The organism is Arthrobacter sp. UYEF21 (genome assembly GCF_040546085.1).
In the GTDB taxonomy this organism is placed as follows: domain Bacteria; phylum Actinomycetota; class Actinomycetes; order Actinomycetales; family Micrococcaceae; genus Arthrobacter.
In genome coordinates this window covers 1-20600 of record NZ_JBEPNF010000016.1, presented here as the reverse complement: position 1 = coordinate 20600, position 20600 = coordinate 1, and the positions used below count along the sequence as shown (strand labels likewise).

Below are 20600 nucleotides of genomic sequence, written 5' to 3'. Positions count from 1 at the left end.
GAATACACCGACGCGGTCTTTGATGAGACCACCAACACCAGCGGTCGACCCGGGTCACGGCCCGGAGGCATCGGAGGTCTCCTCAGCGGGTATCTTCGATGTCCTCGGCCGCTTCGGCGGTTGCGTCCGGATCCTCTTCCGGCTCGAAGGTGTTCGGCTCCGTGCCCGCACCGAGTCCCACACCATCCGGTGAGCCGGGAATGGTGCCATCCCGGCCAAGGCCAGCAGGGCCTGTCAGCTTCCGGTCACTGGTGGAATCGTCGCCGCGGGGCTCTTTCCCTGCCTCATTCACGCTCATCGTCGTCTCCAAGATCCGCCTGCGGGTGGAAGTTCACGGTAGCATTCCCGCGATGGAATAGTAAGCGTACTTCCGGTCCCCGTTCACCGCAGGCCTCGAAAACGCAGCCATCACCGAAGCAGCGACTATCCTGGGCATTCCGTATGGCCAGGGCTACCATCTCGCCCGGCCCATGGAAGCTGCCGCGATTCCCGGCTGGGCGCGGGACCTCCGCCGTCCCGGGGTGAGAAAACTATCCACACCATGCTCCGGGCGCTGGCCTACCACTGGCAATTCGCCCGCCGCGGTTCCCCCCACCCCGGCACCCTCGAAGAATGCCTGTTAACCCCTGTCCTGAACAATGCGCCCTGCACCGAGGCCGGGCCATGGGTTGGCACCAGAAAACAACACGCAGGATTTACCGACCACCCCGCCTGCGCCACCAAACTCACCCGCTGGCTCACCCAACAGAGCACCGACACCACCGCGGACGAGGACCTCCAGAGCACCGGGGCATCAACGTACCTCGCGCAGGGACTGCACTCGTTCCTGACCTTCCCATTCGACGCATAGCCCGGAACCCCCACACAAGGACGTCCTATGGGCTGCGCCGCGGTCGTCGCTGCCGGAAAACGGCAGACGCCGGAAAGCAACCGTGCGGGGACGTTGATGCCATCAGGGACACGACAGTGCACTTGTCGCCGGGACTGGAGTGTAGGTGGTCCCGTCGCGGAGCATGGCCCAGAGGACGTTCAGGCGGCGCCGGGACAGGAAGAACATGGCCTGGATATGGGTTTTACCTTCGACTCGTTTGCGGTCGTAGTAGGCCCGGGAGGCGGGACAGCTCTTCAGCGCCGAAAGCCCGGAGAGGTAGAACACCCGGAGGAGTCTGCGGTCGTAGCGCCGGGGCCGGTGGTGATTACCGGTGATCCTGCCCGAGTCCCTGGGTGCGGGGCGAGTCCGGCGACCCCGGCAAACCGGTCCGCGGTTTCAAAGACTGTCAGGTCTCCGCCGGTGGCGCCAAGGAACTGCGCGGCGAGGACGGGACCGAAGCCTGGCATGCTCAGCAGGATCCGGGTGTGCCGGTGCTCGGCGACTTTCTGACCGATCAGCGCGTCCAGCTCTGCCAGTTCCTCGTTCAGGGTGAGGACCTCCCGCGCGAGAGCGGCGACGATCGACTCCCCCATGTGCTGGGCCGGAACGATGGTGTGCTGGGACTCCGCGGCCTCGACGGCGGCTGTGGCGACAGCGGCCGAGGAGCGGGCACCCTGTTTCTTCAGCCAGGCGTGGATCCTGGCCTGGCCGGCGCGGCGGATTCGGGGCGTGAGGACCAATGCTCGGGAAAGTCACGTTAGTGATTGGTCTTCCTTGATTTGGCGGCAATTTTGTTCCTGAGTTGAGGATGTCGGTTCTGTTGCGTCCAGGGTTTTCCGTCGTTGTTTCCCAACACGGCTTATCGACGTGGATTTCGCTGTAATTCGCTCTTTGAGGACAGGTGTCGGCAATCCCTCGTTTCTCGACAAGATGCTTATCGTGACTTACGCGAGCATTGGTCCTCAACCCCCTCGTTCCGGCACAGCCTTGTTCTGGTCCGGGCATGTTCCTAGACTCTGGAATAGGCCCGCAGGCGGCCGATTCCGCTGATGTTATTGAGGAGACTGCAATGGCGCTTAACTTTGGAGTACTGGCACTGGTCGAGGCCAAGCCAGGCAAGGAGCAGGACGTCTGGGACTTCCTCAGCGGCAGCCGTGACATCGTGGCCACCGAGCCGGGCACTAAGACCTGGTACGCCTTCCGCGTCGACGAAAACACCTTCGGCATCTTCGACACCTTCGAGACCGAGGAAGCGCGACAGGAGCATCTCAACGGTGCCATCCCGGCGGCGCTCGGCGAACACGGCCCGAGCCTCCTGGCCAAGGATCCCAACATCCGGCTGGTCGAGCTCATCGCCGTGAAGTAGACCAGAACCGGGACAGCACCGAATGCGACGTCCCGTTACCTTACGTGAACTGGTGTTTCCGCCGCCGTTGTTGGTGAAACGACGCGGCCCTACCCATGATTCATGGCAATTCAGGATATTCACGGCAAACGGGCCGGTAACCGGTCTCTCTTTGCCGATGCCGGACGCACGGGCGGGAGGAGGGTTTTGAGACCATTTCCTAGACTAATCGAGGCCTTAAATCCTATACCTGCTAGAAACGTCGAAGCCAAATACAATATGAATCACCTTGAAATAGGTGTTGCTTCGATCGACAGAATCCCCCCTCAGAGGCACCTTCTTCCTTTAAAACACGCCCCTGGACTCCGCTCCTCATGAAAGGGCGAGGTTAGCGTGAAGTTCCGGACCGATCCTCAGACCCCCGACATCATGCCCCGGGAGATTAGTGTGTTTCGTCAACTTTAAGTCGGCCATTTCGGCGCTAAGAATCAGGCCACGTGGGCTCGGTTTCCTGCCATTGCGGCGGTGTGCCTATTTCATCAGGGCATTTTTGACTCTGTAGGACTCCCCGCGGAACTGCAGGAGCCGTCCGTGGTGGACCAGCCGATCGATGATGGCCGCGGCGGCCCATGTTGTCGTCCCCCAACACGGTTCCCCAGCGGGAGAACTCCAAGTTGGCGGTGATGATGAGGCTGCGTTTTTCGTAGGAAAACAACAACACTGGGCAGCGCCAGGTGTGTTTGATGGGTCCCCCCTGACGGACCTAATCCAGAGTGGCGATTCGAACCCAAGTTTCTGTTGCGGACGGCATTGTTCGTGCGGATCGGGCATGCCACGATTGAAAAGTGACTACTCTCTGGACGAAGCGGCTCGTCCGAGGCGATCTGACAGTGGCGCGTGACATGTTCGCGATGATGGCTGCTGTATTGGCAGAGGATGCCGAGCCGCTCACCGACGACTATCTTCTTTGGCTTCTCGATCGAGATTCGTTTTGGGCCATCGCCGCATTCGCCGGTGACGACATTGTTGGCGGCATCACCGCCCACACTCTGCCCATGACGCGATCCCCATCGTCAGAGGTATTCATCTATGACCTTGCAGTGCGCCAGGATCACCAGAGACAGGGCGTTGGAAGCAGGCTGGTTCTCGAACTACGCGACGCCGCAGCCGCAGCAGGCTTCGGCGAGGTATTTGTGCCAGCCGACAACGAAGACAAACACGCTCTCGACTTCTACCAGGCACAAGGAGCCGCGGCGTCCCCTGTGACCATCTTTACCTTCACCGCCCGGTAAAGGATCCTCCAGCGGGCGGCCTGGGACGTGTCTACAGCTGCATGCTCAGCACTGTTCGGACGGGGATGTTCCCGTCTCGATCATCAGCTACGCGGTGCATTCCCACTTTCTCAGCTACCCGCTCAGAAGCTCGGTTATCCGGATGGATGATAGCTATCAGTTCGGTGGCTTCAATATGTTCTCGGGCGTAGTCGCGACAAGCAGTGGCTGCTTCCGTCGCGTACCCCTGGCCGTGCAGGTCGGAACTCACGTGGTACCCGACCTCAAGCTTCTGCGCGCCGTTCACTTGCTGCCAGGTCAGCCCGCAGTCGCCTATGAACTCTCCGTCATGCGTCTCGATAATCCACAGGCCGTACCCGTGCTCCGCGTAGTTCTCCAGGTTCCAATGAATCCAGCTTGCTGCTTCTCCCTGAGACTTGGGTGCAGGGTAGAAGCGCATCACCTCGGGGTCTCCGAGCAACGCGGTCATGTTGTCGAGGTCGGCATCAGTCATCTCACGGAACTGCAATCGATCAGTCGGTTGTGGCGTTAGCATCCAATGACTCTATTTCCAGTGCATGCCTAAGGCCCGCAAACCGATCCCCTTGCGGGCCGCGGGGTGACAAATAACGCTGCGAAAAGACCGCCATTTATCGCTGAGATTCACAGCCTGCACCGTTTCGGCCCTTCCCGTGTCTCAGGAACTCGTCTCGACGAAAACTGTCTTGAGTCACTCCACTCCCGGACTTTATGAGGCAAAATGGCCAGGTGAGACATCTCGGATACACGCGCGTGAGTACATCGAGTCAGGACGCTCAGCTGCAGCTCGATGCGCTGGTCGCGGCCGGGGTTCAAAAACGCGATGTGTTCGCCGATGTCACCTCCGGAAGCCGGACCGCAATTGAGCGGCCCGGAATGAAGAGGTTGCTCGCTTACGCCGAGCCTGGAGACACTGTGGTTGTGTGGCGGGTGGACCGTTTGGGCCGGTCCCTGGTCGATGTCCTGAACACGGTGAACGTGCTGCGTGAGCGCGGTGTTCATGTCCGTTCCATTTCGGACGGTATCGACCCTGCCACTTCCACAGGCCGGCTGATGCTGAATATGCTCGCCACTCTCGCTGAATACGAACGCGAACTCATCATTGAGCGAGTCAACGCCGGCATCGCGGCGGCAAGGCAGAGCGGCACACGCTTTGGCCGGCCAGCGTCCGATCCACTGGTCATCGCGGACAAGCTGGCCATTGCCCAGGACGCCCGCGCGAAGGGGCGCACCGCTGAAGACGCGGCCCGCCTCGTGGGCTGGAGCCGGGCAACGCTCTACCGCCACCAGCAAGCCCTCGCTGCACGCCAGGGCCACAAGGTGTAGGCACTCCTGGACGGCGATGAGCGTTGGCAGGTTCTTCGACTTCACGTTGAGGACCGGATTCCGCTTGCGACCCTCGCCCTCGAGATGGGCGTCAGTCCTCGCACACTTCAACGCTGGCATCAGCTCTATCGCGCCGGGGGCGCCGGCGCCCTCGACCCTCAACCACGGGCCAACACGGGCACCCGGCGCACAGACTCAGCGATGGTCACCTTCATCGAAGGCCTCGCGCTGACGAAGCCCCGCCCGAGCATGGCTACCCTGCACCGACTCACCGCCGCAGTAGCACACCAACGGGGCAACCGGGCACCCAGTTACGCCACCGTCCGTGACAATGTCCAAGCTCTCGACCCTGCCCTCGTCGCGCTCGCCCTCGAAGGCCCCTCGTCGTATCGGGACCGACACGAACTGGTGCTGCGTCGGCGGGGGCCGACCGCCCGAACCGGATCTGGCAGGCAGATCACACTGAACTCGACATCCTTATCAGCGGGGCAATGGAAAACCCGAACGACCCTGGCTAACGACGGTGATTGATGACTATTCCCGGGCCCTTTGCGGCTACATGGTCTTCACCGGCGCGCCTTCGGCCCTGAACACAGCCCTCGCACTCCGGCAAGCGATCTGGCGCAAGAGCGACCCGAGTTGGGCGATGTGCGGCATTCCCGACATCCTGCACGTGGATCACGGGTCAGATTTCACCAGCCACCACCTTGAACGCACAGCCGTCGCACTTCATATCCGCATCATCCACTCAACGGTGGCCAGGCCCCAAGGCAGGGGAAAGATCGAGCGCTTCTTCGGAACCGTCAACACGGAATTACTCTCTACGCTCCCCGGGCAACTCGGACCGGGCAAACTCCTACCGAAGCTCGACCTCCCCGGCTTGGACCAAGCCATTGGTAGTTTCATCGCTGACTACAACGCCCGAACCCACCGCGAGATTGGCACCTCACCCCGGGACGCATGGATCGCTGACGGTTGGCTGCCACGGATGCCCGAGAGCTTGGACGAACTCGACGGGCTCCTTCTGACCGTTCCCAAAAACCGAACCGTGCAACGCGACGGCATCCATTTCCAGGGCCAGCGGTATCTCGCGCCCACTCTCGCTCCCTTCGTCGGGCACACCGTGACCATCCGCTACGACTCCCGAGACGTCTCCGAAATCCGGGTCTACGAGAACGACACCTTCGTATGCGTCGCCATCGATGAAGCCCACCCCAATCTCCGCCTCAGCCTCCGCGACATTGAAGCCGCGCGTAGAGCCCGCCGACGCGAGCTGCGCCGCGCCATCAACGAACGCATACCGGCTCTCGCTGACCGCGAGGAACCCCGGCAGAGCAGTCCAGCACCGCGCCGGCGTCGGTTGCGCACCTACGAAGAGGACGAACCATGAACAAGGACTTCATCATCACCAAAGAGCACCGGCGCTTCACCGAATTCGCCAACGCCGTCCGCAAGGAGCAGACCATCGGCATCTGCCATGGTGACGCCGGCGTGGGCAAGACCCAATCAGCACGTCGGTACGCGAACTGGGACGCTCTCGAGCCCTACATCACAGAATGGGGCCCGCGGGGCGACCACGACGCCAAGCACTACGCCCTCGCCAACCGCTCCCGCACCGTCTTCTACACACCTGAAGTGCTCCCCAGACCAAAGGACCTCATGCACGAGATCGACCACTTGCAAATCAGAATCGGCATCTGCGCAGACGAACACCAACGCCTCATCGGCAAGATCACCGGAGTCCATGTCGGCAATACCAACAAATGGGTCGAACTTCTGATCATCGACGAGGCCGAACGACTCACGCCAACGGCCCTGGAACTCCTCAGAGACAAACACGACCGCACCCAAATCGCGATCATTCTGATCGGCATGCCAGGCATCGACCAACGCTTCCGCCACTACCCGCAGCTCTACAGCCGCCTGGGCTTCTCGCACCGATACCTTGCCCTTGGGCGGGATGAACTCCTCTTTGTCCTGGACCGACACTGGAAACGCCTCAACCACACCCTGGACCCTGACGATTTCACCGATGCCCAAGCCATCGCCGCAATCGAACGAATCACCCGCGGCAACTTCCGACTCCTCGAACGCCTCTTCCCTCAAATCCAGAGAGTACTCAAAATCAATCAACTCGAGACCATCACTGACGACGACGTCGTCGAAGCCGCCGCAAGCATCCTTGTCATCGGCAACTAGCGACATGGAACGATCAAAAAAGGCCGCCACAAAGCGGTCAAATCCACAGGCATCGAAATGTGTCGATGACCAGTCTTGCAACCCTGGGGTTGAGAGACGACCTGAAGTGTAGCGTTCGGGGCTCGCGGATGCTCCGGGCAGTTTCGCGGGCGAGTCTCTACCCGCGAGGGTCGTGCTCATCAGCGGCGACAAGTCCTAAACCCTTACTGCTGTTTCCACTCGTCTGCTGCCTTCACCTGTCCAGGGGATCGCCGGTGGGACGGACGATGTTGAACGAGTCCATCACCACGGTGCGCGCAAGGCACTAGGGTCATCACTTGCAGGGTCTCCACGGCGAGATCGGCTATATACCGCCGGTAGAAGCCGAAACCATTTTCTGCTCAAATCTGCCGGTTACGTCCCGCTGAGTGGTGGAGTTTGCCTCGACACCGTGCGGGTCAGTTCTCTGATTATGCTGCAGTGAGTTCGGGGAGCAAAATCGCCTCCTCTACGGGTTCGGCGGGTGCCGTATTCATGGCCTTGAGTTCGGCCATGGAGGCCTCGGAGAGGTAGCGGCGGTCTCCGGCTTCCCACTCGTCATGTTGCTCGACGAGAACCGCGCCGGCGAGCCGCAGGAGCGCTGCCGGGTTGGGGAAGACCCCGACGACGTCGGTTCGTCTTTTGATCTCTTTATTGACCCGCTCCATGGGATTCGTGGACCAGATCTGGCGCCAGTGCCTGGCCGGGAACCCGGCGAATGCGAGGACGTCGTCGCGGGCGTCGCCGAGCATCGCGGCGACCTTCGGATGCGATTTGTGCAGCATCCGGGTCACCTCATCGAACTGGGTGTTCACGTGCCCGGTATCGGGCTGGGCGAAGGCGGTGCGGATGATCGAGGCGACCATCTCCTGGGACCCCTTCGGCACGGTCGAGAGCACGTTACGCATGAAGTGGACCGGCAGCGCTGCCATGCCGTGCCCTGGAATACCGTCCCGATGGCTTTCTTCAGGCCGCTGTGGGCGTCGGAGATCACCAACTGCACCCCGTCCAGCCCGCGGGCCTTCAGCGACCGCAGGAACGCGGTCCAGAATCCCTCGTTCTCGCTGTCGCCGACGTCGAAGCCCAGGACTTCCCGCCGCCCGTCCGCGGCCACGCCGAAGGCGACCACGACCGCCTGGGACACCACACGGTGCCCGACGCGGGCCTTGCAGTAGGTTGCGTCCAGGAACACGTACGGGTAGTCCATGGCGGAGAGGTCCCGGTCCCGGAACGCACCGACCTCATGGTCCAGGTCCTCGCAGATCCGGGAAACTTCGGACTTGGAAATCCCGGTGTCGGCCCCGAGCGCCTTGACCAGATCGTCGACCTTGCGGGTGGAGACCCCGTGCAGGTAGGCCTCCATCACGACCGCGTACAGGGCCTGGTCCACGCGGCGGCGCCGCTCGAGCAGGGCCGGGAAAAACGACCCGTTCCGAAGCTTGGGGATCTTCAGGTTCAGGTCCCCGGCGGTGGTCGTCAACGTCCTGGGCCGGGACCCGTTGCGTTGGGTGGTGCGTGCCTCGGAGCGTTGGAACGGGGCGGCGCCGATGAACGCGGTCGCCTCGGCCTCGATGAGCTGCTGGTACAGCGTTTCGGTCGCGGTGCGGATCCGGTCGGAGACATCGGTGAGTTTCAGTTGTCCAAGAAGGTCGAGCAGGGCAGACTGGTCTAGAGCCATCGTGTGTTTGTGTCCTTTGTGAGTTCTTTGATCGGTACTCACTGACCATCGCACGATGGCTCTTCACGTCGGAAATCCGATGCTCAGAAGCCGGGAACTACACCACTCCACGGGACGTAACCAATCTGCCCACCATCAAAACGATGGAACGGGTCTAACAAACCCTCCACCAAACCCGGGGCTTGACAGTTCAATAGCCAAGACGGCACTCCCGATCCGAGATCACGAAGACGACTTCGTAACAGGAAAGCTAACGGCGTCACGGTAGGTTGTCAACGCTCTGGGGGTGGTCCCCGGCCAGGGCGCGGTTTCCGCCCACTAGGCTCAATTGACAGTGACATTCTCACAGTCGGTTCCCGTGCGGGCGGTCGATTCCTTCTCCTGATCCGACGCGGTGTCTCGAAACCTCTGTGTCTTGAAACGGGCGGATTCAAGACGGCGCAAAGCCTGGGCGGCGACACCGAGCGATCACAGAACACCGCCACGAATATTCATCCGCGCACTGTGCCGAATGTTGACAGTGTGATGGGCGACTGTGGGGGATTGTCCCATCAGGAGTGTTCCGGTTTCAAGGAACTGAGACGGCCGGTCAGCGGCCTCGAAATAAATACGACACGCCATCCGATTCCTTTGCATTGTGAATGGCAGCGATATCTGGCGTCGTTCTGTCAGCGCAACGTGGCGGTCCAGCTCAGTGCTCAGTGCTTTTCCGTGGCCGCGGCCATCATCATCGCGGGTGTCCGGCAAGAGTGCCCCGCAGAAACGTAAATCGCGGGCCACGCACCCATTTCAGCCGTCTGTGGCGTCGCATTTGGTCCTCATCAGACCAGTTCGTTGCTTCCTATGCTGAGGTAGCGGTACGGGTGTTGCGCCCCCAGCTTGGTCCAGCTTCCAGACCACCACCTCGTCACCGTCCCGCAGGTGATCCCGCATCTTGTCCAGTTCGGGCCGGCTGGCGCTCGTTCCGCTCACGCCGTGACCGGTGAAGATCCGGTGGCAGCCGGCGGCATTCAACCCCGCATGCTGCCTGACGGCTGGCCGGGAACCGGGAGTTTTACGAGGGTCACTGCCCGGCGGGTGGAGACGGCCAATACTCATGGGACGGGATGCTCCATGTCCTCCGCCATGGCGACCCTGCAGGTGCGCTTTGGTGATTGGACAGAGGCCTTGACGGTGACCAAAGCGTGGCTGCAGGACAGTCTGCTTCATGCCTGGGAACTGCAGGTCGGTTCAGGCGCAGGTCCGATCCATCATTTTCACCAGTTATGGAACCCAACCGTTCCTGTCCCGGGTGAGCACCCGGTCCCGGGGCCTTCCCCGGGGTACCGGGCTCTGACGGTTCCGACGCTGCCGCACCAACGTTGCACCTCTGAGGGGGCGCTGTAGGTTGATGCGGACATTGGAGGTGTCTATTTTGGTGGTTTTAAGGGCCGTCCGGTCCACCCGGGGGAGACCGGTGCCCGCAGGTACGGGAGGCCCGGCGGTCGCGCCGTGGTGTCCGGCACGACAGCCGTTTGGGAATCAGGTCGGGCAGGGCACGGCGGCAGCACGGGCAGGTGAGGGCGCTGGTTTGGCCGGGGGTGGGTATAATCGGTCCCAGTGACACGGGGTGCCGGGCGGCTTGTTGGCCCGGCTGAGATGACACCCGTTGAACCTGATCTAGTTGACACTAGCGAAGGGATGTCCTGCAACGGTTCGCACGGTCCTGGCGCCCGGATCGCATCCTTTCGCCTTATCCGAAGGTGAAGAAACTGATGGAACTGGCAAAACAAATCGTTCTTGTGACCGGCGGTGGCCGCGGTCTGGGCAGCAATATTGTGCAGGCGTTCGCGGCCCGGGGGGCGCGGGTGGTCATCAATTATCGCCGCAGCGCCGAAGCCGCCGGGGAACTGGCCGCCGGTTATGGCCCTGAGCACGCTGTTGCACTGCAGGCTGACGTCACCGACTCCGGTCAGGTGTCGGTGATGCTGGAGCAGGCCCGGGCCCATTTCGGTTCCGCCGTCACCACTGTGGTCAATAATGCGCTGGCCGATTTCTCGTTTAACGGCGATGCCCGCTCCGGCGCCGGGGATATTTCATGGGCGGATTTTGAGGCACAATTCGGCGGCAGTGTCCGGGGGGCTTTGAACACGACCCAGCAGGCTTGGGAGGGGATGCGTGGCCACGGGTTTGGGCGCATCATCAACGTCGGGACCAATCTGTTCCAGAACCCGGTGGTCCCGTACCACGACTACACCGCGGCCAAGGCCGCCCTGCTGTCATTGACCCGCACCATGGCCAAGGATCTGGGGCAGCACAATATTGCCGTGAACATGGTCTCCGGCGGCCTGCTGCGCACCACCGATGCCAGCGCCGCAACGCCGGAGGAGGTCTTTGACTACATTGCCGCTTCGACCCCCCTGGGTAAGGTCACCACCCCGGCCGAGTTCGCCGATGCCATCTTGTTTTTCGCCTCGCCCTGGGCGCGGTCGGTTACCGGGCAGAACCTGGTGGTCGACGGCGGACTGGTCATGGACTAGGCGGCCTCGCGATGAACGGGAAACGGCAACTGCATCTGAACGCTTTCCTGCTGGGAGCCGGCCACCACGGTGCTGCCTGGCGGCGGCCCGGATCGCCGCTGGAGCAGCTCGGAGAGATTGGTTACTATGAGCGGCTCGCACAAAGCGCCGAACGCGGCCTTTTCGATGCCGTGTTCTTCGCCGACGGGCAGTCCGCCGGTGACGTCGGCGCCGGTCCGAGATGGTTTCTGGAACCGTTGACCGCGCTGGCGGCCATGGCCCGGGCAACGGAAAACATCGGGCTTATCAGCACCGTCTCGGCCACCTTTTATTCCCCTTTTCATGCCGCCCGGATGCTCGCCTCCCTGGATCACATCAGTGCCGGACGTATCGGGGCGAACGTGGTCACGTCCATGTTCGATGCTGAAGCCCGCAATCATGGTCTGGAAGCGATGCCCGACCACGCGCAGCGCTATGGCCGCGCCGCAGAGTTCATTGAGGTAGCGCTGGGGTTGTGGGACTCATGGGCTGATGATGCGCTGGTTCGGGACAGAGCCCGGTTCTATGCCGATCCGGCCCTGGTCAGGCCGTTGCATCATGAGGGCGACCACTTCCGGGTGGAGGGGCCCTTAAACGTGCCCCGGGGCCCACAGGGACGCCCCGTGCTGTTCCAGGCCGGTGCTTCCGGGGCCGGCCGGGATCTTGCCGCCCGGTACGCGGAAGGGATTTACGCCGTTGCCTACGATCTTCCCAGCGCCCAGGCCTACTATGCGGATATGAAACAGCGGATCGCTGCGGCCGGGCGTAATCCGGGGAAGGTAGCGATCATGCCCGGATTGGTGACGTATGTGGGCTCCACCGAGGCCGAAGCCCGGGCCAAACAGGACCGGGGGGATACGCTGCTGCCCACCGGAGAATCCCTGACACGGCTGGGCACGTTCGTGCAGCAGGACTGTACAGGCTGGGAGCTGGACGCCCCCGTGCCGTCCCTGCCGTCGGCGGCAGAATTTACTGGGCCGCAGGGCCGTTATGCCACCATATTGCGCATTATTGAAACCGAACGTCCCACCGTGCGGCAGTTACTTGGGCGCCTGGCCGCAGGAGGGGGCCACTGCACAATGGTCGGCACGCCGGAGCAGATCGCTGACCAGATGGAGCTCTGGTTCCGCTCCGGGGGCGCTGACGGGTTCAACCTGATGCCCCCGCTGCTGCCCGACTCCCTGGACGAGTTCGTCGATGACGTCGTCCCTGTCCTCCAGCGCCGAGGACTCTTCCGCACCCGCTACACCGCCTCGACGCTGCGCGGGCATCTCGGGCTGGACCGCCCGGCTGTCGGCGCCCCTGCGTAAAAGCGCCACTACGGCATGGCGGCGGTTCCGATCATCCGATACCGTCCGCGACAGGGTTGCCACAAGCTGGTTCCCCTGACGACAAGGGGCTCCAAGCGGGCGTATTGGATAGCCTTCCGTCAGGAACGTCCCTCCTCCCTGGAGTCCTCTCGGGCTTTGTGCTTTCAGGCCCGAGGCCTTCCGTGGGCAGCATCCGTGGTGTCGTTGAGGTTGCCGGGCCGGTGAAGGGTTTCGAGGAGTTGCAGTTCGTAGTGGGCGAACCGGGCCGATGCCATCATCGACAGTTGACGTGGTCTGGGCAGGTCGATGGGGAGGTTTAGGCGCACGGAGGCGGGCCGGGGGCTGAGTACGACGACCCGGTCGGCCAGGTAGATCGCTTCACGGATGTCGTGGGTGATCAGGACCGCGGTCCAGGAGTTGTGGGACCAGACATCTTGAAGCCACGCCTGCATGTCGGTGCGGGTGAGGGAATCGAGGGCGCCGAAGGGCTCATCCAGTAATAGGACGTCACGGTCCTGGACGACCGTGCGCAGCAGGGCGGCCCTTTGCCGCATTCCTCCGGAGAGCTCGAAGGGATGCGAGTTCTCAAAACCGGCCAGCCCGAAGGCCGGGAAGAGGCTGGCGGCACGTGCCCGCGCGGTCTTTTTGCTTCCGCCGCAGACTTCCAGGCCCAGAGCGGTGTTCTGAAGGATAGTGCGCCAGGGAAAGAGGAGGTCTTTTTGCGGCATGTAGGCAAAGTGTTCACGTTCCCCGGTGACGGAGCGCCCATCGATGAGGATTTCGCCGTCGCGGGGTTTTTCCAGGCCGGCCATGATGTTGAAAAGGGTGCTCTTTCCGCATCCGCTGGGACCGATGATGGCAAGGAATTCTCCTTGTTGTGCGGAGAAATTGACGTTGTTGATGACAGGACGGGATTGTCCGTGGCCCAGCTCGAAGGATTTGTTAATTGCACGTACTTCGACCCTGGGTGCGGCAGCGGTGGGTTCAGACATGGCGGTTCCTGCGTTCCTTGGAGTGCCAGGGGATGATCAGCCGCTCGGCGGCGTAGGTCAGCAGGAACAGGCCCACACTAAGGAAGGCGGTGACTGCGACTGCTGCCAGTACGAGGTCGGTGCGGAACGAGTTTTTCATCGTGGCCATGTAGATACCCAGCCCTTCCCGCGAGCCAATGTACTCGGCGAAAATGGCGCCCGTAACAGCGTAGGCAATGCCGATCCGCAGGGCGGTGAAGAAGGAAGGAAGAGCCGATGGAAGGCGTACATAGACGAATTGCTTCCACCGGTTGGCGCCCATGCTGCGCAGCAGATTGCCCGCGTCACGGTCGGTGAGGTTGAAGCCGTCGATCAGGCCGACGGTCACCGGAAAGAACGTGACCAAAGCGATGACCATGATCTTTGGCATCAGACCGAAGCCGAACCAGATGATCATCAGCGGGGCAATCGCGATGATCGGTATGGTCTGGGATGCCACCAGCAGGGGCATCAGGGCCCGGCGAAGCCACGATGAGAAGTCGATGACGACGGCAAGGACCCAGGCCAGGGTCAGGGAGACGGCGAAACCAAGAAAGGTTTCCTGCAGCGTCGGCACCGTGTTGGCCCAGATGATCTCGCGCGCCAACCAGCCTTGCTCCACGATCCGTTGCGGAGATGGAAGCACAGTTGGTTTCAGGCCGCCGGCAGCGACTGCGCCCTGCCAGGTTGCCAGGAGAGCGAGGACAATCACGGCCGGGGGCACAGCGGTGGTGAGCGTCCTGAACCGGCGGGGAGACCCCGTTTTCCGGGAGCGGCCCGCTTTTCCCCCACACCCCGCTCCGTCTCCCGGACCCCCACTCACAGCGTTGCCTTTCTGCCGTTACGGTCCCGCGGCCCGCGTCCGGGACAGGGGAGGGCGCGGGAGCTATTTGCCGGCCAGATACTCATCGGTGAACAACGCCATGGTGTCAAGGGGTTTGGAGAGGGGTTTGCCGCTTTCATCGGCCAGCAGGGCGTTCTTGTAGAGGAAATCCGCCAGCTGCTTCCACTGATCCGCTGTTTGAGTGCCGACCTGGCCGTTGGCGTCCTTCAGGTAGGAAGCACTCAGTTCTTCCTGGCTCTTGTAGACCAGCTGGTCGTTGGCGAAGATACCGGGGTTGGCGTCAACAAGTATTTTCGCGGCAGCGTCGGGGTCGGCTGCGGCATATTGGTATCCCTTTTGGAGGGCCTGGACGAACTTTTTGGTCACGTCCGGGTGTCCCTTGATCCATTCCCGGTTGCCTTCAATGATCACCGAATACTGGTCCGGCACGCCGTAGTCATGCAGGTTGAAAAACTTCATCGGAGTGCCGCGGAGGGAGGCGTCGATGCCTTCCCAGGTCTTGAAGGCTGAGGTGAAGTCGACCTTGCCGGCGTACAGGGCTTCGTAGGCGGACGTGCCCAGGGTGACGCGACCGAAGTTGCCTGTTCCGCCGGCGTTCCTGATGGCATCTGCGGCTTCGGTAGGGAACGTGGCACTGGGCCCGGCCGTGCCGAAGGTTTTACCATCGAGGTCTTTAGGGCTGGCAATGTCCTTCCGGCTGGCCAGGACGCCGATGGCTGTGGCATCGTGCTGGAGCACCGACATGACCGAGGTGTTGGCCACCCCCGCTGCTGCGGCGAACGTCGCCGTGTTTTGGAAGCTGATTCCGAAGTCCGCCGCACCCGAGTTGATGAGGGTGTCGGTGGAGGACTGGCTGTAGGGCAGTACCTGAACGTCGAGTCCGGCGGCGGCGAAATAGCCTTTGTTGAGCGCCACGTACAGCCCGGTGTGGTTCGTGTTGGGCGTCCAGTCCAGGGCGAAGGTAATGGGCGTGGTCCCGGAAGAAGCCGGAGTGGAATTTTCTCCCGCACCGGCGCAGGCTGACAGGGCTGCCATGGCGGTAAGGGTGAGGGCGCTGGCTGCGCCCACGAGTAAGCGTCGTCGTTTGTTCACGAGAAGTCCTTATCCCCGCGTATGCGGAGCGTTTGCTGGTGCCGGATAGATGGTGGGCCGGTTTTGCCGGGATTATCCGACCGCGCGGTGCCGCGATTTAGGAGCGGCGCCGGAACCGGAAATGGAGAGATGGCTGGGCGGGGTATGTAGGCGGTTGCGGTGTTCAGTGGGTCCATTCCTTGAGAAACTCTTTGGCGCTGCGGGCAGGGTTTTCGGCGGCACAGATGGCTGAGACCACGGCGATGCCGGCCGCTCCGGCGCGCCTCAATGCACTGACATCGGCCGGGGTTATGCCGCCGATTGCGACGCAGGGCAGCAGCGTAGCGGCAGCGATAGCGGCGAACCCCTCGATGCCCAAGGGCGCCGGATGGTCCGGCTTGGTCGACGTCGGACGGATCACGCCCACGCCCAGATAGTCCACCGTCCCTGAAGGCAGGGCGTGCAGCTGCGCGAGATGTTCGGCCGTGTTGGCGCTCAGCCCGATCAACGCGTCCTGGCCAACAATTGCCCGGACCTGGGGTGCCGGAAGATCGCTTTGACCGATATGGACGCCGTGGACAGCCGCACCGCCCGCCCGGGCGGCGAGAAAAACATCCACCCGGTCATCCACCAACACCGTGGCCCGGTCACCGACGGCATCCGCGGTACGCATCACCAGATCGTAGAACCGGGCGGCGCTGGCCGTTTTTTCCCGGATCTGTACCATTCGCACGCCTCCGGCAACGGCGGCGCTGACCGACTCCACCACTCCGCGTTCCCCGCACAACTTATCATCAGTGATCAGATAAATCCCCGGGGTGAAGCCAGCCCTGCCGGCGCCCGTCATGAGATAGCCACTCTGGACCGGATTATTTCGGCATCCACAGACTCCAGCGCATCCAGGAACGCGACCGCGAAACTGCCCGGGCCGCGGGCGCCGTCAGCGGCGATTTCGGCAGCGACGGTATACACCGCGGTGGCTGCAGCCGTCGCTGCCAGACGGTCGCCATCCACAGCCAAAAAAGCTGCGGTGACCGCACCCAGTGCACAGCCACCCCCGGTGACCAGGGTCAGATAAGGGTGGCCGTTACCGATCCGGATCACATCGATGCCATCAGTAATCAGATCAACGGCCCCGGAAACGGCCACGACGGAACCGTGAACACTGGCCAGGCGGCCGGCCGCTGCCAGCGCACTTTCGGGACTATCGACGGCATCAACACCACGGCCACCTGCCCCCAACCCAGCCAGTGCGATAACCTCTGAAGCGTTGCCCCGGATAGCGGTCGGGGCGTAAGAGAGCAGTTCACTGGCAAGGGCAGTACGCACCGGCAGGACACCGACCGCGACCGGGTCAAGAACCCAGGGAGTGCCTGCCTCCTGAGCGGCCGAGGCGGCTTCGACCATGGCGACCCGTTGCTCCGCGTGGGGAGTACCCACGTTGATCAGAACTCCGGAAGCTATCCGGGCAAACTGGCCGGCCTCGGTGGGGACATCAGCCATGGCTGGCGCCGCCCCGACGGCTAGAAGCACATTCGCGGTGAAGTTTGTCACAACCGCGTTGGTCAGACACTGCACCAATGGCCCTGTCTCCCGCAACCGGGCGAGCATCGTGCAGATATGGTCAGGTGTCAGGCGAACAGTCATCCGCAACATCCCTTCGCTAGTACGAACTAGATCAGGTTCAACGGGTCTTATCTCAGCCCTGTTGCCCAGGGCACCCCGTGTCACTCTAGAAAGCCTACTACCACACAGGCACAGGCGCGCACCAACCGGAGAACCGGGGGTTGCCGGGGAGGAACTGGAATCCCGGGCAGAAGGTGCCGTCGTCGATGAAGACGCGGACGAGCTGCTGCATCACGGGTTCGGGGTCTTCCATGAGCTCGGAGAGCCGGCGCCGTACCTGCCCGAGGGTTGGCAGCGTGTATTCTGGCCGAATCCCTGCCCACGTCTGATCGTTGAAGGGTTGGTCGTTCAATTTTCGGTTGTCTCGTCGCCGTCGCTGATGCTTTCGAGGAGCCAGTGCGGGGAGAGCGGGTTCCGGCGCAACGTGAAGGTCCGGAGGGCGGAGCCGGAAGTTCCCTGGCGGACCTGGACCCGCCAGTATTCGATGCTGACCAGGTCGCCGCTGTCGACGGCGGCTGTGCGGCGGGTGTCCCACCATGCGTCCCGTCCGTACCAATGCTGGGAGTCGGTGTCGGGGTCGACCAGCCAGATCTGGCCGTGGTTGCGGATGGCGAGGGGTTTGCCTGCCGGGTCGGTCCCGACCTGCAGGTCGTGGGTCTGGGGCCATACCCGGAACACGTTCGTGGCCTCTCCCCTGCATGGAACGCTCGCTTGACGAAAGATCGTTATCTGCGTTTCAAATGATGGTTTGACGGGGGAGTTAGCATGTCGATTAGCGCACGAACGGCGGGACGGAGGCGTCGTTGAATGGCTCGAACCAGTCCTGGACATTCATCGGTGCAAGGCCCAGTTGCATGTTCAGCGCGATATCGCCTTCGAAGCCGTCCATTGGGTTCTGGTACAGCATTTCACTGTCCGTGTCTTCGAGCATGTGTTGTTCAAGCAGGCCCCGCCAGCCGTCTGCTAGATCCAGGTCGTATAGATCCTGGCTGACTTCGACTTAGTCGACAAGGCAACGCTGCGCCAACTCCTGGGCGACGCATGACGGGCGTGTCCAGCCGCGGATCAGCGCCACGGTCATGTCCGCAGCAATAACCAAAACTGTTGGGCGAAGCGTGCGTCATATCTCTCCGCGTGTCTGGGTGGCAGTCCGGACAGGACGAAAGTATTGGCGATGTCCCGTCGATCGATCCGCTCACGGATCCGTAAGCCGGAAAGATCCTCGAAAAGCTGGTCTATCAGGACCACGGAAGCCTCCCACATGGCCCCGGCCAGAAGCTTAGCCTGGAGCAGGCTTCTGTCGCGCCGCTCCGGAATGATTGAATCCATCCAGTCGAGGTCATCAGGGTCCAGGTGGCTCCGCTGGTCCTCAGTCATATCCTCAAGGCGCGGTTCGAAACCTAACTGCTCCAAGCTCAGGGCCGGTCAGCCCCTCGCCGACGTGCAGCGCGTGCTCGAGACAGTTCTCTTCAGGAGTCATGGCCCGATGCTACCGCTGGACACCGCGCCTTGCTTAGCGTGAGGTGCCGGCATAGGGTGGACGAAGTTTCACCACTTTCACCAGTTTCACCTACTTTCACCCGGGAGATGCCGTGCAAAACCCCTTCAAGCCAACGGCCGGAGCCACGCCTCCAGTACTGGTCGGACGGGCAGGGCTGTTGGACGAGTTCGAGTACGGCCTGCAGCAAGGTTCCGGCGCGCCAGGGCTTTTGACTATCATCACGGGCTCCAGGGGCATCGGCAAGACGGTCATGTTGAGCGCGGCCGAAGAGATCGCCCGGGCACACGGGTGGGCCGTCATCTCCCGGACAGCCACGCCTGGATTCCTTGCCGGGATCGGCGATGACATGCTTCGCCTCCGCGACGAACTCGGGGATGGACAGCCGGCCCGGAAAATCACAGCCTTCTCCGCAGCAGGGTTCGGGTTAACGACCCAGCTCCCTCCGGAACGGGCCGCGGACTGGCGCCGGACCGGGAACGAACTGCTGCGCCTGCTGGACGCACAAGGCACCGGACTCGTCATCACCATTGACGAGATTCATGCCGTCGACAGGACGGAGATCTCGCAACTGGCCGCCGACGTCCAACACTTCATCCGCGACGGGCTGCCCATCGGCCTGATCTTCGCAGGCCTGCCATCGGCCGTGTCCGACCTCCTCAACGAAGGCGTTGCCACCTTCCTGCGACGCGCCGACAGGATCAACCTCCACGAAGCAGCCATCGCAGAAGTAACCGCGTCCTACAGGGATCTCTTCAGCGAGGGAGATATCAGCATCTCCCCCGACCTCATCGACAAAGCAGCCGGTGCCACCGAGGGGTATCCCTTCCTGATCCAACTCGTGGGCTACTACCTCTGGCTCGAAGCCGACAAGGCAGGGTGGAAACTGTACGAGAGCAGCGTTCACCGTGCTATCAGCGCCGCTCAGAGACGGAACACATTGGTGGTCGTTGAGTCAGCGCTCTCGGACATCTCTGACAAAGACCGCGAGTTCCTGGACGCGATGACCGCCCAGGACGGCCCGTCCGCGGCCGGGCAGATCGGCGCCATCCTCAAGGCCAAGCCCAACCTCGTGTCCAAGTACCGGAAAAGGCTTATCGCTGCGGGCCTCATTGAGTCCGCGGGCTATGGCAAAGTCGACTTCGCAATCCCCGGGCTCCGCCAATACCTCCGTGAATAGTTGACAGAATCTTCATTATCGGCTGAAAGTAAGGCTACTGAAAGGCCTGATATTAGGCTATAGTTCTGAGCATGAGAACGGTACCGCTTAGCGAGGCGAAGGACAAGCTGTCCGCCCTTGTTGAGGAAGCAGACGCGACGCACGAGATCATCCAGATCACCCGGCACGGTCACCCGGCAGCGGTGCTGATGTCCGCCGATGACCTGGAATCACTGCAGGAAACCATCCACTGGCTCTCACGGCCAGGCATCCGCGAAGACCTTGACCAGGCCAGACGCGAAATCGCGGACGGAAACACGACTAGCGGCGCAGACCTGCGCCGTGAATTCGGGCTCCCGCCGAGGTGACCGAGGCAGACTCCACCGGCCCCGCACCATGGAACGTCGAGGTCACCAGCCCGGCACTGAAGGGATTCCGGCGGCTGCCGGAGAAAGCAGCAACCGCGATCGTCGAATTCGTAACCGGCGCACTGGCGGAAAATCCCCACCGGCTGAGCAAACCCCTCTCGAACGAACTCCTGGGCCTGCGCACCGCACGGCGCGGCGACTACAGGGTCCTGTTCACGCTCGACATCGAAGAGCACATCCTGTACGTCCACCGCATCGAACACCGATCCGACGTCTACAAGCCCCGCTAGCCGAACTCTCCGGGGAGTTCCCGCTGGCGGGAACTCCCCGGACTCAGCCTTGATCCACCGATGAGGTTGGGATCGGGTCCGGCGTTTTAAACACGAAATGCCCGTCTTTTGGGGGAAAATATGGCTTACCACAGTCAAAA

The 20600-nt window shown here is 62.4% G+C and carries 27 protein-coding genes, 1 pseudogene and 2 riboswitches; of the genes and pseudogenes, 13 read left to right on the top strand and 15 right to left on the bottom strand.

Annotated features, from left to right (window positions below; all coding sequences use genetic code 11):
• Window positions 1-82: 82 nt before the first annotated feature.
• Complete coding sequence (locus ABIB27_RS15525; protein WP_354217357.1) at window positions 83-298, bottom strand: hypothetical protein; 216 nt, start codon at window positions 296-298, stop codon at window positions 83-85.
• Window positions 299-541: 243 nt separating this feature from the next.
• Between ABIB27_RS15525 and ABIB27_RS15520 the strand changes: the two genes are divergently transcribed.
• Window positions 542-850, top strand: a complete 309-nt coding sequence (locus tag ABIB27_RS15520) for a hypothetical protein (protein ID WP_354217356.1) — start codon at window positions 542-544, stop codon at window positions 848-850.
• 102 nt (window positions 851-952) lie between these two features.
• Here ABIB27_RS15520 and ABIB27_RS15515 read toward each other — a convergent pair whose 3' ends face one another.
• Window positions 953-1156, bottom strand: coding sequence for a hypothetical protein (locus tag ABIB27_RS15515; RefSeq protein ID WP_354217355.1), 204 nt, complete (start codon window positions 1154-1156; stop codon window positions 953-955).
• Window positions 1126-1611: a transposase gene (locus ABIB27_RS15510; RefSeq protein ID WP_354254226.1), complete on the bottom strand. Its 486-nt coding sequence runs from the start codon at window positions 1609-1611 to the stop codon at window positions 1126-1128. Before ABIB27_RS15510 ends, ABIB27_RS15515 begins: the two co-directional genes overlap by 31 nt.
• A 329-nt stretch (window positions 1612-1940) precedes the next feature.
• On the opposite strand from ABIB27_RS15510, the gene ABIB27_RS15505 reads away from it, so the two are divergent.
• Both ABIB27_RS15505 and ABIB27_RS15495 read left to right on the top strand, forming a co-directional pair.
• Window positions 1941-2237 (top strand): putative quinol monooxygenase, encoded by a 297-nt coding sequence (locus tag ABIB27_RS15505; RefSeq protein ID WP_354217353.1) that lies wholly within the window; start codon window positions 1941-1943, stop codon window positions 2235-2237.
• A gap of 824 nt (window positions 2238-3061) precedes the next feature.
• Window positions 3062-3508 carry a GNAT family N-acetyltransferase gene (locus ABIB27_RS15495; RefSeq protein ID WP_354217351.1) on the top strand — a complete coding sequence of 149 codons (447 nt, stop codon included), beginning with the start codon at window positions 3062-3064 and terminating at the stop codon, window positions 3506-3508.
• Window positions 3509-3539: 31 nt separating this feature from the next.
• Here ABIB27_RS15495 and ABIB27_RS15490 read toward each other — a convergent pair whose 3' ends face one another.
• Window positions 3540-4043: a GNAT family N-acetyltransferase gene (locus ABIB27_RS15490; protein WP_354217350.1), complete on the bottom strand. Its 504-nt coding sequence runs from the start codon at window positions 4041-4043 to the stop codon at window positions 3540-3542.
• Between the two features lie 194 nt (window positions 4044-4237).
• Between ABIB27_RS15490 and ABIB27_RS15485 the strand changes: the two genes are divergently transcribed.
• The 4 genes from ABIB27_RS15485 to ABIB27_RS15470 are packed head-to-tail and all read left to right on the top strand — an operon-like array spanning window position 4238 to window position 7051.
• The gene (locus ABIB27_RS15485) at window positions 4238-4852 is read left to right on the top strand and encodes a recombinase family protein (RefSeq protein WP_354217349.1); all 615 of its coding nucleotides are present in this window, start codon (window positions 4238-4240) and stop codon (window positions 4850-4852) included.
• A 6-nt stretch (window positions 4853-4858) separates the two neighbouring features.
• Complete coding sequence (locus ABIB27_RS15480; RefSeq protein ID WP_354217412.1) at window positions 4859-5383, top strand: helix-turn-helix domain-containing protein; 525 nt, start codon at window positions 4859-4861, stop codon at window positions 5381-5383.
• Window positions 5376-6242 (top strand): TnsB C-terminal domain-containing protein, encoded by an 867-nt coding sequence (locus ABIB27_RS15475; protein WP_354217348.1) that lies wholly within the window; start codon window positions 5376-5378, stop codon window positions 6240-6242. The genes ABIB27_RS15480 and ABIB27_RS15475 overlap by 8 nt, the downstream gene beginning before the upstream one ends.
• Window positions 6239-7051, top strand: a complete 813-nt coding sequence (locus ABIB27_RS15470; RefSeq protein ID WP_354217347.1) for an AAA family ATPase — start codon at window positions 6239-6241, stop codon at window positions 7049-7051. Before ABIB27_RS15475 ends, ABIB27_RS15470 begins: the two co-directional genes overlap by 4 nt.
• A 449-nt stretch (window positions 7052-7500) precedes the next feature.
• On the opposite strand, the pseudogene ABIB27_RS15465 reads toward ABIB27_RS15470, so the two are convergent.
• Window positions 7501-8747, bottom strand: a pseudogene (locus tag ABIB27_RS15465) (IS256 family transposase).
• A gap of 789 nt (window positions 8748-9536) precedes the next feature.
• A complete protein-coding gene (locus tag ABIB27_RS15460; protein ID WP_354217346.1) occupies window positions 9537-9845 on the bottom strand; it encodes a recombinase family protein in 309 nt (102 codons plus the stop codon).
• On the opposite strand from ABIB27_RS15460, the gene ABIB27_RS15455 reads away from it, so the two are divergent.
• The 3 genes from ABIB27_RS15455 to ABIB27_RS15445 all read left to right on the top strand — a co-directional run bounded on the left by ABIB27_RS15455 (window position 9768) and on the right by ABIB27_RS15445 (window position 12594).
• The gene (locus ABIB27_RS15455; RefSeq protein WP_354217345.1) at window positions 9768-10133 is read left to right on the top strand and encodes a bifunctional hydroxymethylpyrimidine kinase/phosphomethylpyrimidine kinase; all 366 of its coding nucleotides are present in this window, start codon (window positions 9768-9770) and stop codon (window positions 10131-10133) included. The genes ABIB27_RS15460 and ABIB27_RS15455 overlap by 78 nt on opposite strands.
• 209 nt (window positions 10134-10342) lie before the next feature.
• A riboswitch (TPP riboswitch) is annotated at window positions 10343-10445 on the top strand.
• Between the two features lie 56 nt (window positions 10446-10501).
• Window positions 10502-11266: a 3-oxoacyl-ACP reductase gene (locus ABIB27_RS15450; protein ID WP_354217344.1), complete on the top strand. Its 765-nt coding sequence runs from the start codon at window positions 10502-10504 to the stop codon at window positions 11264-11266.
• A gap of 11 nt (window positions 11267-11277) precedes the next feature.
• Window positions 11278-12594, top strand: coding sequence for an LLM class flavin-dependent oxidoreductase (locus tag ABIB27_RS15445; protein ID WP_354217343.1), 1317 nt, complete (start codon window positions 11278-11280; stop codon window positions 12592-12594).
• 164 nt (window positions 12595-12758) lie between these two features.
• Here ABIB27_RS15445 and ABIB27_RS15440 read toward each other — a convergent pair whose 3' ends face one another.
• The 9 genes from ABIB27_RS15440 to ABIB27_RS15400 form a co-directional block, all read right to left on the bottom strand.
• A complete protein-coding gene (locus tag ABIB27_RS15440) occupies window positions 12759-13586 on the bottom strand; it encodes an ABC transporter ATP-binding protein (protein ID WP_354217342.1) in 828 nt (275 codons plus the stop codon).
• Window positions 13579-14328 (bottom strand): ABC transporter permease, encoded by a 750-nt coding sequence (locus ABIB27_RS15435; protein WP_354254225.1) that lies wholly within the window; start codon window positions 14326-14328, stop codon window positions 13579-13581. Before ABIB27_RS15435 ends, ABIB27_RS15440 begins: the two co-directional genes overlap by 8 nt.
• Window positions 14329-14490: 162 nt before the next feature.
• Window positions 14491-15540, bottom strand: coding sequence for an ABC transporter substrate-binding protein (locus tag ABIB27_RS15430; RefSeq protein WP_354217340.1), 1050 nt, complete (start codon window positions 15538-15540; stop codon window positions 14491-14493).
• A 163-nt stretch (window positions 15541-15703) separates the two neighbouring features.
• Window positions 15704-16366 (bottom strand): thiamine phosphate synthase, encoded by a 663-nt coding sequence (thiE, locus tag ABIB27_RS15425; RefSeq protein WP_354217339.1) that lies wholly within the window; start codon window positions 16364-16366, stop codon window positions 15704-15706.
• The gene (gene thiM / locus ABIB27_RS15420) at window positions 16363-17166 is read right to left on the bottom strand and encodes a hydroxyethylthiazole kinase (RefSeq protein WP_354217338.1); all 804 of its coding nucleotides are present in this window, start codon (window positions 17164-17166) and stop codon (window positions 16363-16365) included. Before thiM ends, thiE begins: the two co-directional genes overlap by 4 nt.
• Window positions 17158-17254: riboswitch (TPP riboswitch) on the bottom strand. It overlaps the preceding gene by 9 nt.
• 9 nt (window positions 17255-17263) lie before the next feature.
• On the bottom strand, window positions 17264-17497 hold the full coding sequence (locus ABIB27_RS15415; protein WP_354217337.1) for a hypothetical protein: 234 nt from the start codon (window positions 17495-17497) through the stop codon (window positions 17264-17266).
• Entirely contained in the window at window positions 17494-17823 is a 330-nt protein-coding gene (locus ABIB27_RS15410) for a hypothetical protein (RefSeq protein WP_354217336.1), read from the bottom strand. The genes ABIB27_RS15415 and ABIB27_RS15410 overlap by 4 nt, the downstream gene beginning before the upstream one ends.
• A gap of 94 nt (window positions 17824-17917) precedes the next feature.
• Window positions 17918-18076 carry a hypothetical protein gene (locus tag ABIB27_RS15405; protein ID WP_354217335.1) on the bottom strand — a complete coding sequence of 53 codons (159 nt, stop codon included), beginning with the start codon at window positions 18074-18076 and terminating at the stop codon, window positions 17918-17920.
• A gap of 146 nt (window positions 18077-18222) precedes the next feature.
• Complete coding sequence (locus ABIB27_RS15400) at window positions 18223-18522, bottom strand: hypothetical protein (RefSeq protein ID WP_354217334.1); 300 nt, start codon at window positions 18520-18522, stop codon at window positions 18223-18225.
• Between the two features lie 215 nt (window positions 18523-18737).
• Between ABIB27_RS15400 and ABIB27_RS15395 the strand changes: the two genes are divergently transcribed.
• The 3 genes from ABIB27_RS15395 to ABIB27_RS15385 all read left to right on the top strand — a co-directional run bounded on the left by ABIB27_RS15395 (window position 18738) and on the right by ABIB27_RS15385 (window position 20460).
• On the top strand, window positions 18738-19823 hold the full coding sequence (locus ABIB27_RS15395; protein ID WP_354217333.1) for a DUF8462 domain-containing protein: 1086 nt from the start codon (window positions 18738-18740) through the stop codon (window positions 19821-19823).
• A 71-nt stretch (window positions 19824-19894) separates the two neighbouring features.
• The gene (locus ABIB27_RS15390; RefSeq protein ID WP_354217332.1) at window positions 19895-20170 is read left to right on the top strand and encodes a type II toxin-antitoxin system Phd/YefM family antitoxin; all 276 of its coding nucleotides are present in this window, start codon (window positions 19895-19897) and stop codon (window positions 20168-20170) included.
• Window positions 20167-20460, top strand: a complete 294-nt coding sequence (locus tag ABIB27_RS15385) for a type II toxin-antitoxin system RelE family toxin (protein ID WP_354217331.1) — start codon at window positions 20167-20169, stop codon at window positions 20458-20460. The genes ABIB27_RS15390 and ABIB27_RS15385 overlap by 4 nt, the downstream gene beginning before the upstream one ends.
• Window positions 20461-20600 lie beyond the last annotated feature (140 nt).

Excerpts from the sequence above, each read along its gene's own strand:
- ABIB27_RS15400 (WP_354217334.1), bottom strand. The coding sequence starts at position 18,522 with ATGACTGAGGACCAGCGGAGCCACCTGGACCCTGATGACCTCGACTGG.
- ABIB27_RS15490 (WP_354217350.1), bottom strand. The coding sequence starts at position 4,043 with ATGCTAACGCCACAACCGACTGATCGATTGCAGTTCCGTGAGATGACT.
- ABIB27_RS15485 (WP_354217349.1), top strand. The coding sequence starts at position 4,238 with ATGAGGCAAAATGGCCAGGTGAGACATCTCGGATACACGCGCGTGAGT.
- ABIB27_RS15460 (WP_354217346.1), bottom strand. The coding sequence starts at position 9,845 with ATGAGTATTGGCCGTCTCCACCCGCCGGGCAGTGACCCTCGTAAAACT.
- ABIB27_RS15390 (WP_354217332.1), top strand. The coding sequence starts at position 19,895 with ATGAGAACGGTACCGCTTAGCGAGGCGAAGGACAAGCTGTCCGCCCTT.
- ABIB27_RS15450 (WP_354217344.1), top strand. The coding sequence starts at position 10,502 with ATGGAACTGGCAAAACAAATCGTTCTTGTGACCGGCGGTGGCCGCGGT.
- ABIB27_RS15505 (WP_354217353.1), top strand. The coding sequence starts at position 1,941 with ATGGCGCTTAACTTTGGAGTACTGGCACTGGTCGAGGCCAAGCCAGGC.
- ABIB27_RS15405 (WP_354217335.1), bottom strand. The coding sequence starts at position 18,076 with ATGCTCGAAGACACGGACAGTGAAATGCTGTACCAGAACCCAATGGAC.
- ABIB27_RS15445 (WP_354217343.1), top strand. The coding sequence starts at position 11,278 with ATGAACGGGAAACGGCAACTGCATCTGAACGCTTTCCTGCTGGGAGCC.
- ABIB27_RS15470 (WP_354217347.1), top strand. The coding sequence starts at position 6,239 with ATGAACAAGGACTTCATCATCACCAAAGAGCACCGGCGCTTCACCGAA.
- ABIB27_RS15520 (WP_354217356.1), top strand. The coding sequence starts at position 542 with ATGCTCCGGGCGCTGGCCTACCACTGGCAATTCGCCCGCCGCGGTTCC.
- thiE (WP_354217339.1), bottom strand. The coding sequence starts at position 16,366 with ATGACGGGCGCCGGCAGGGCTGGCTTCACCCCGGGGATTTATCTGATC.
- ABIB27_RS15440 (WP_354217342.1), bottom strand. The coding sequence starts at position 13,586 with ATGTCTGAACCCACCGCTGCCGCACCCAGGGTCGAAGTACGTGCAATT.
- ABIB27_RS15525 (WP_354217357.1), bottom strand. The coding sequence starts at position 298 with ATGAGCGTGAATGAGGCAGGGAAAGAGCCCCGCGGCGACGATTCCACC.
- ABIB27_RS15455 (WP_354217345.1), top strand. The coding sequence starts at position 9,768 with ATGCTGCCTGACGGCTGGCCGGGAACCGGGAGTTTTACGAGGGTCACT.
- thiM (WP_354217338.1), bottom strand. The coding sequence starts at position 17,166 with ATGACTGTTCGCCTGACACCTGACCATATCTGCACGATGCTCGCCCGG.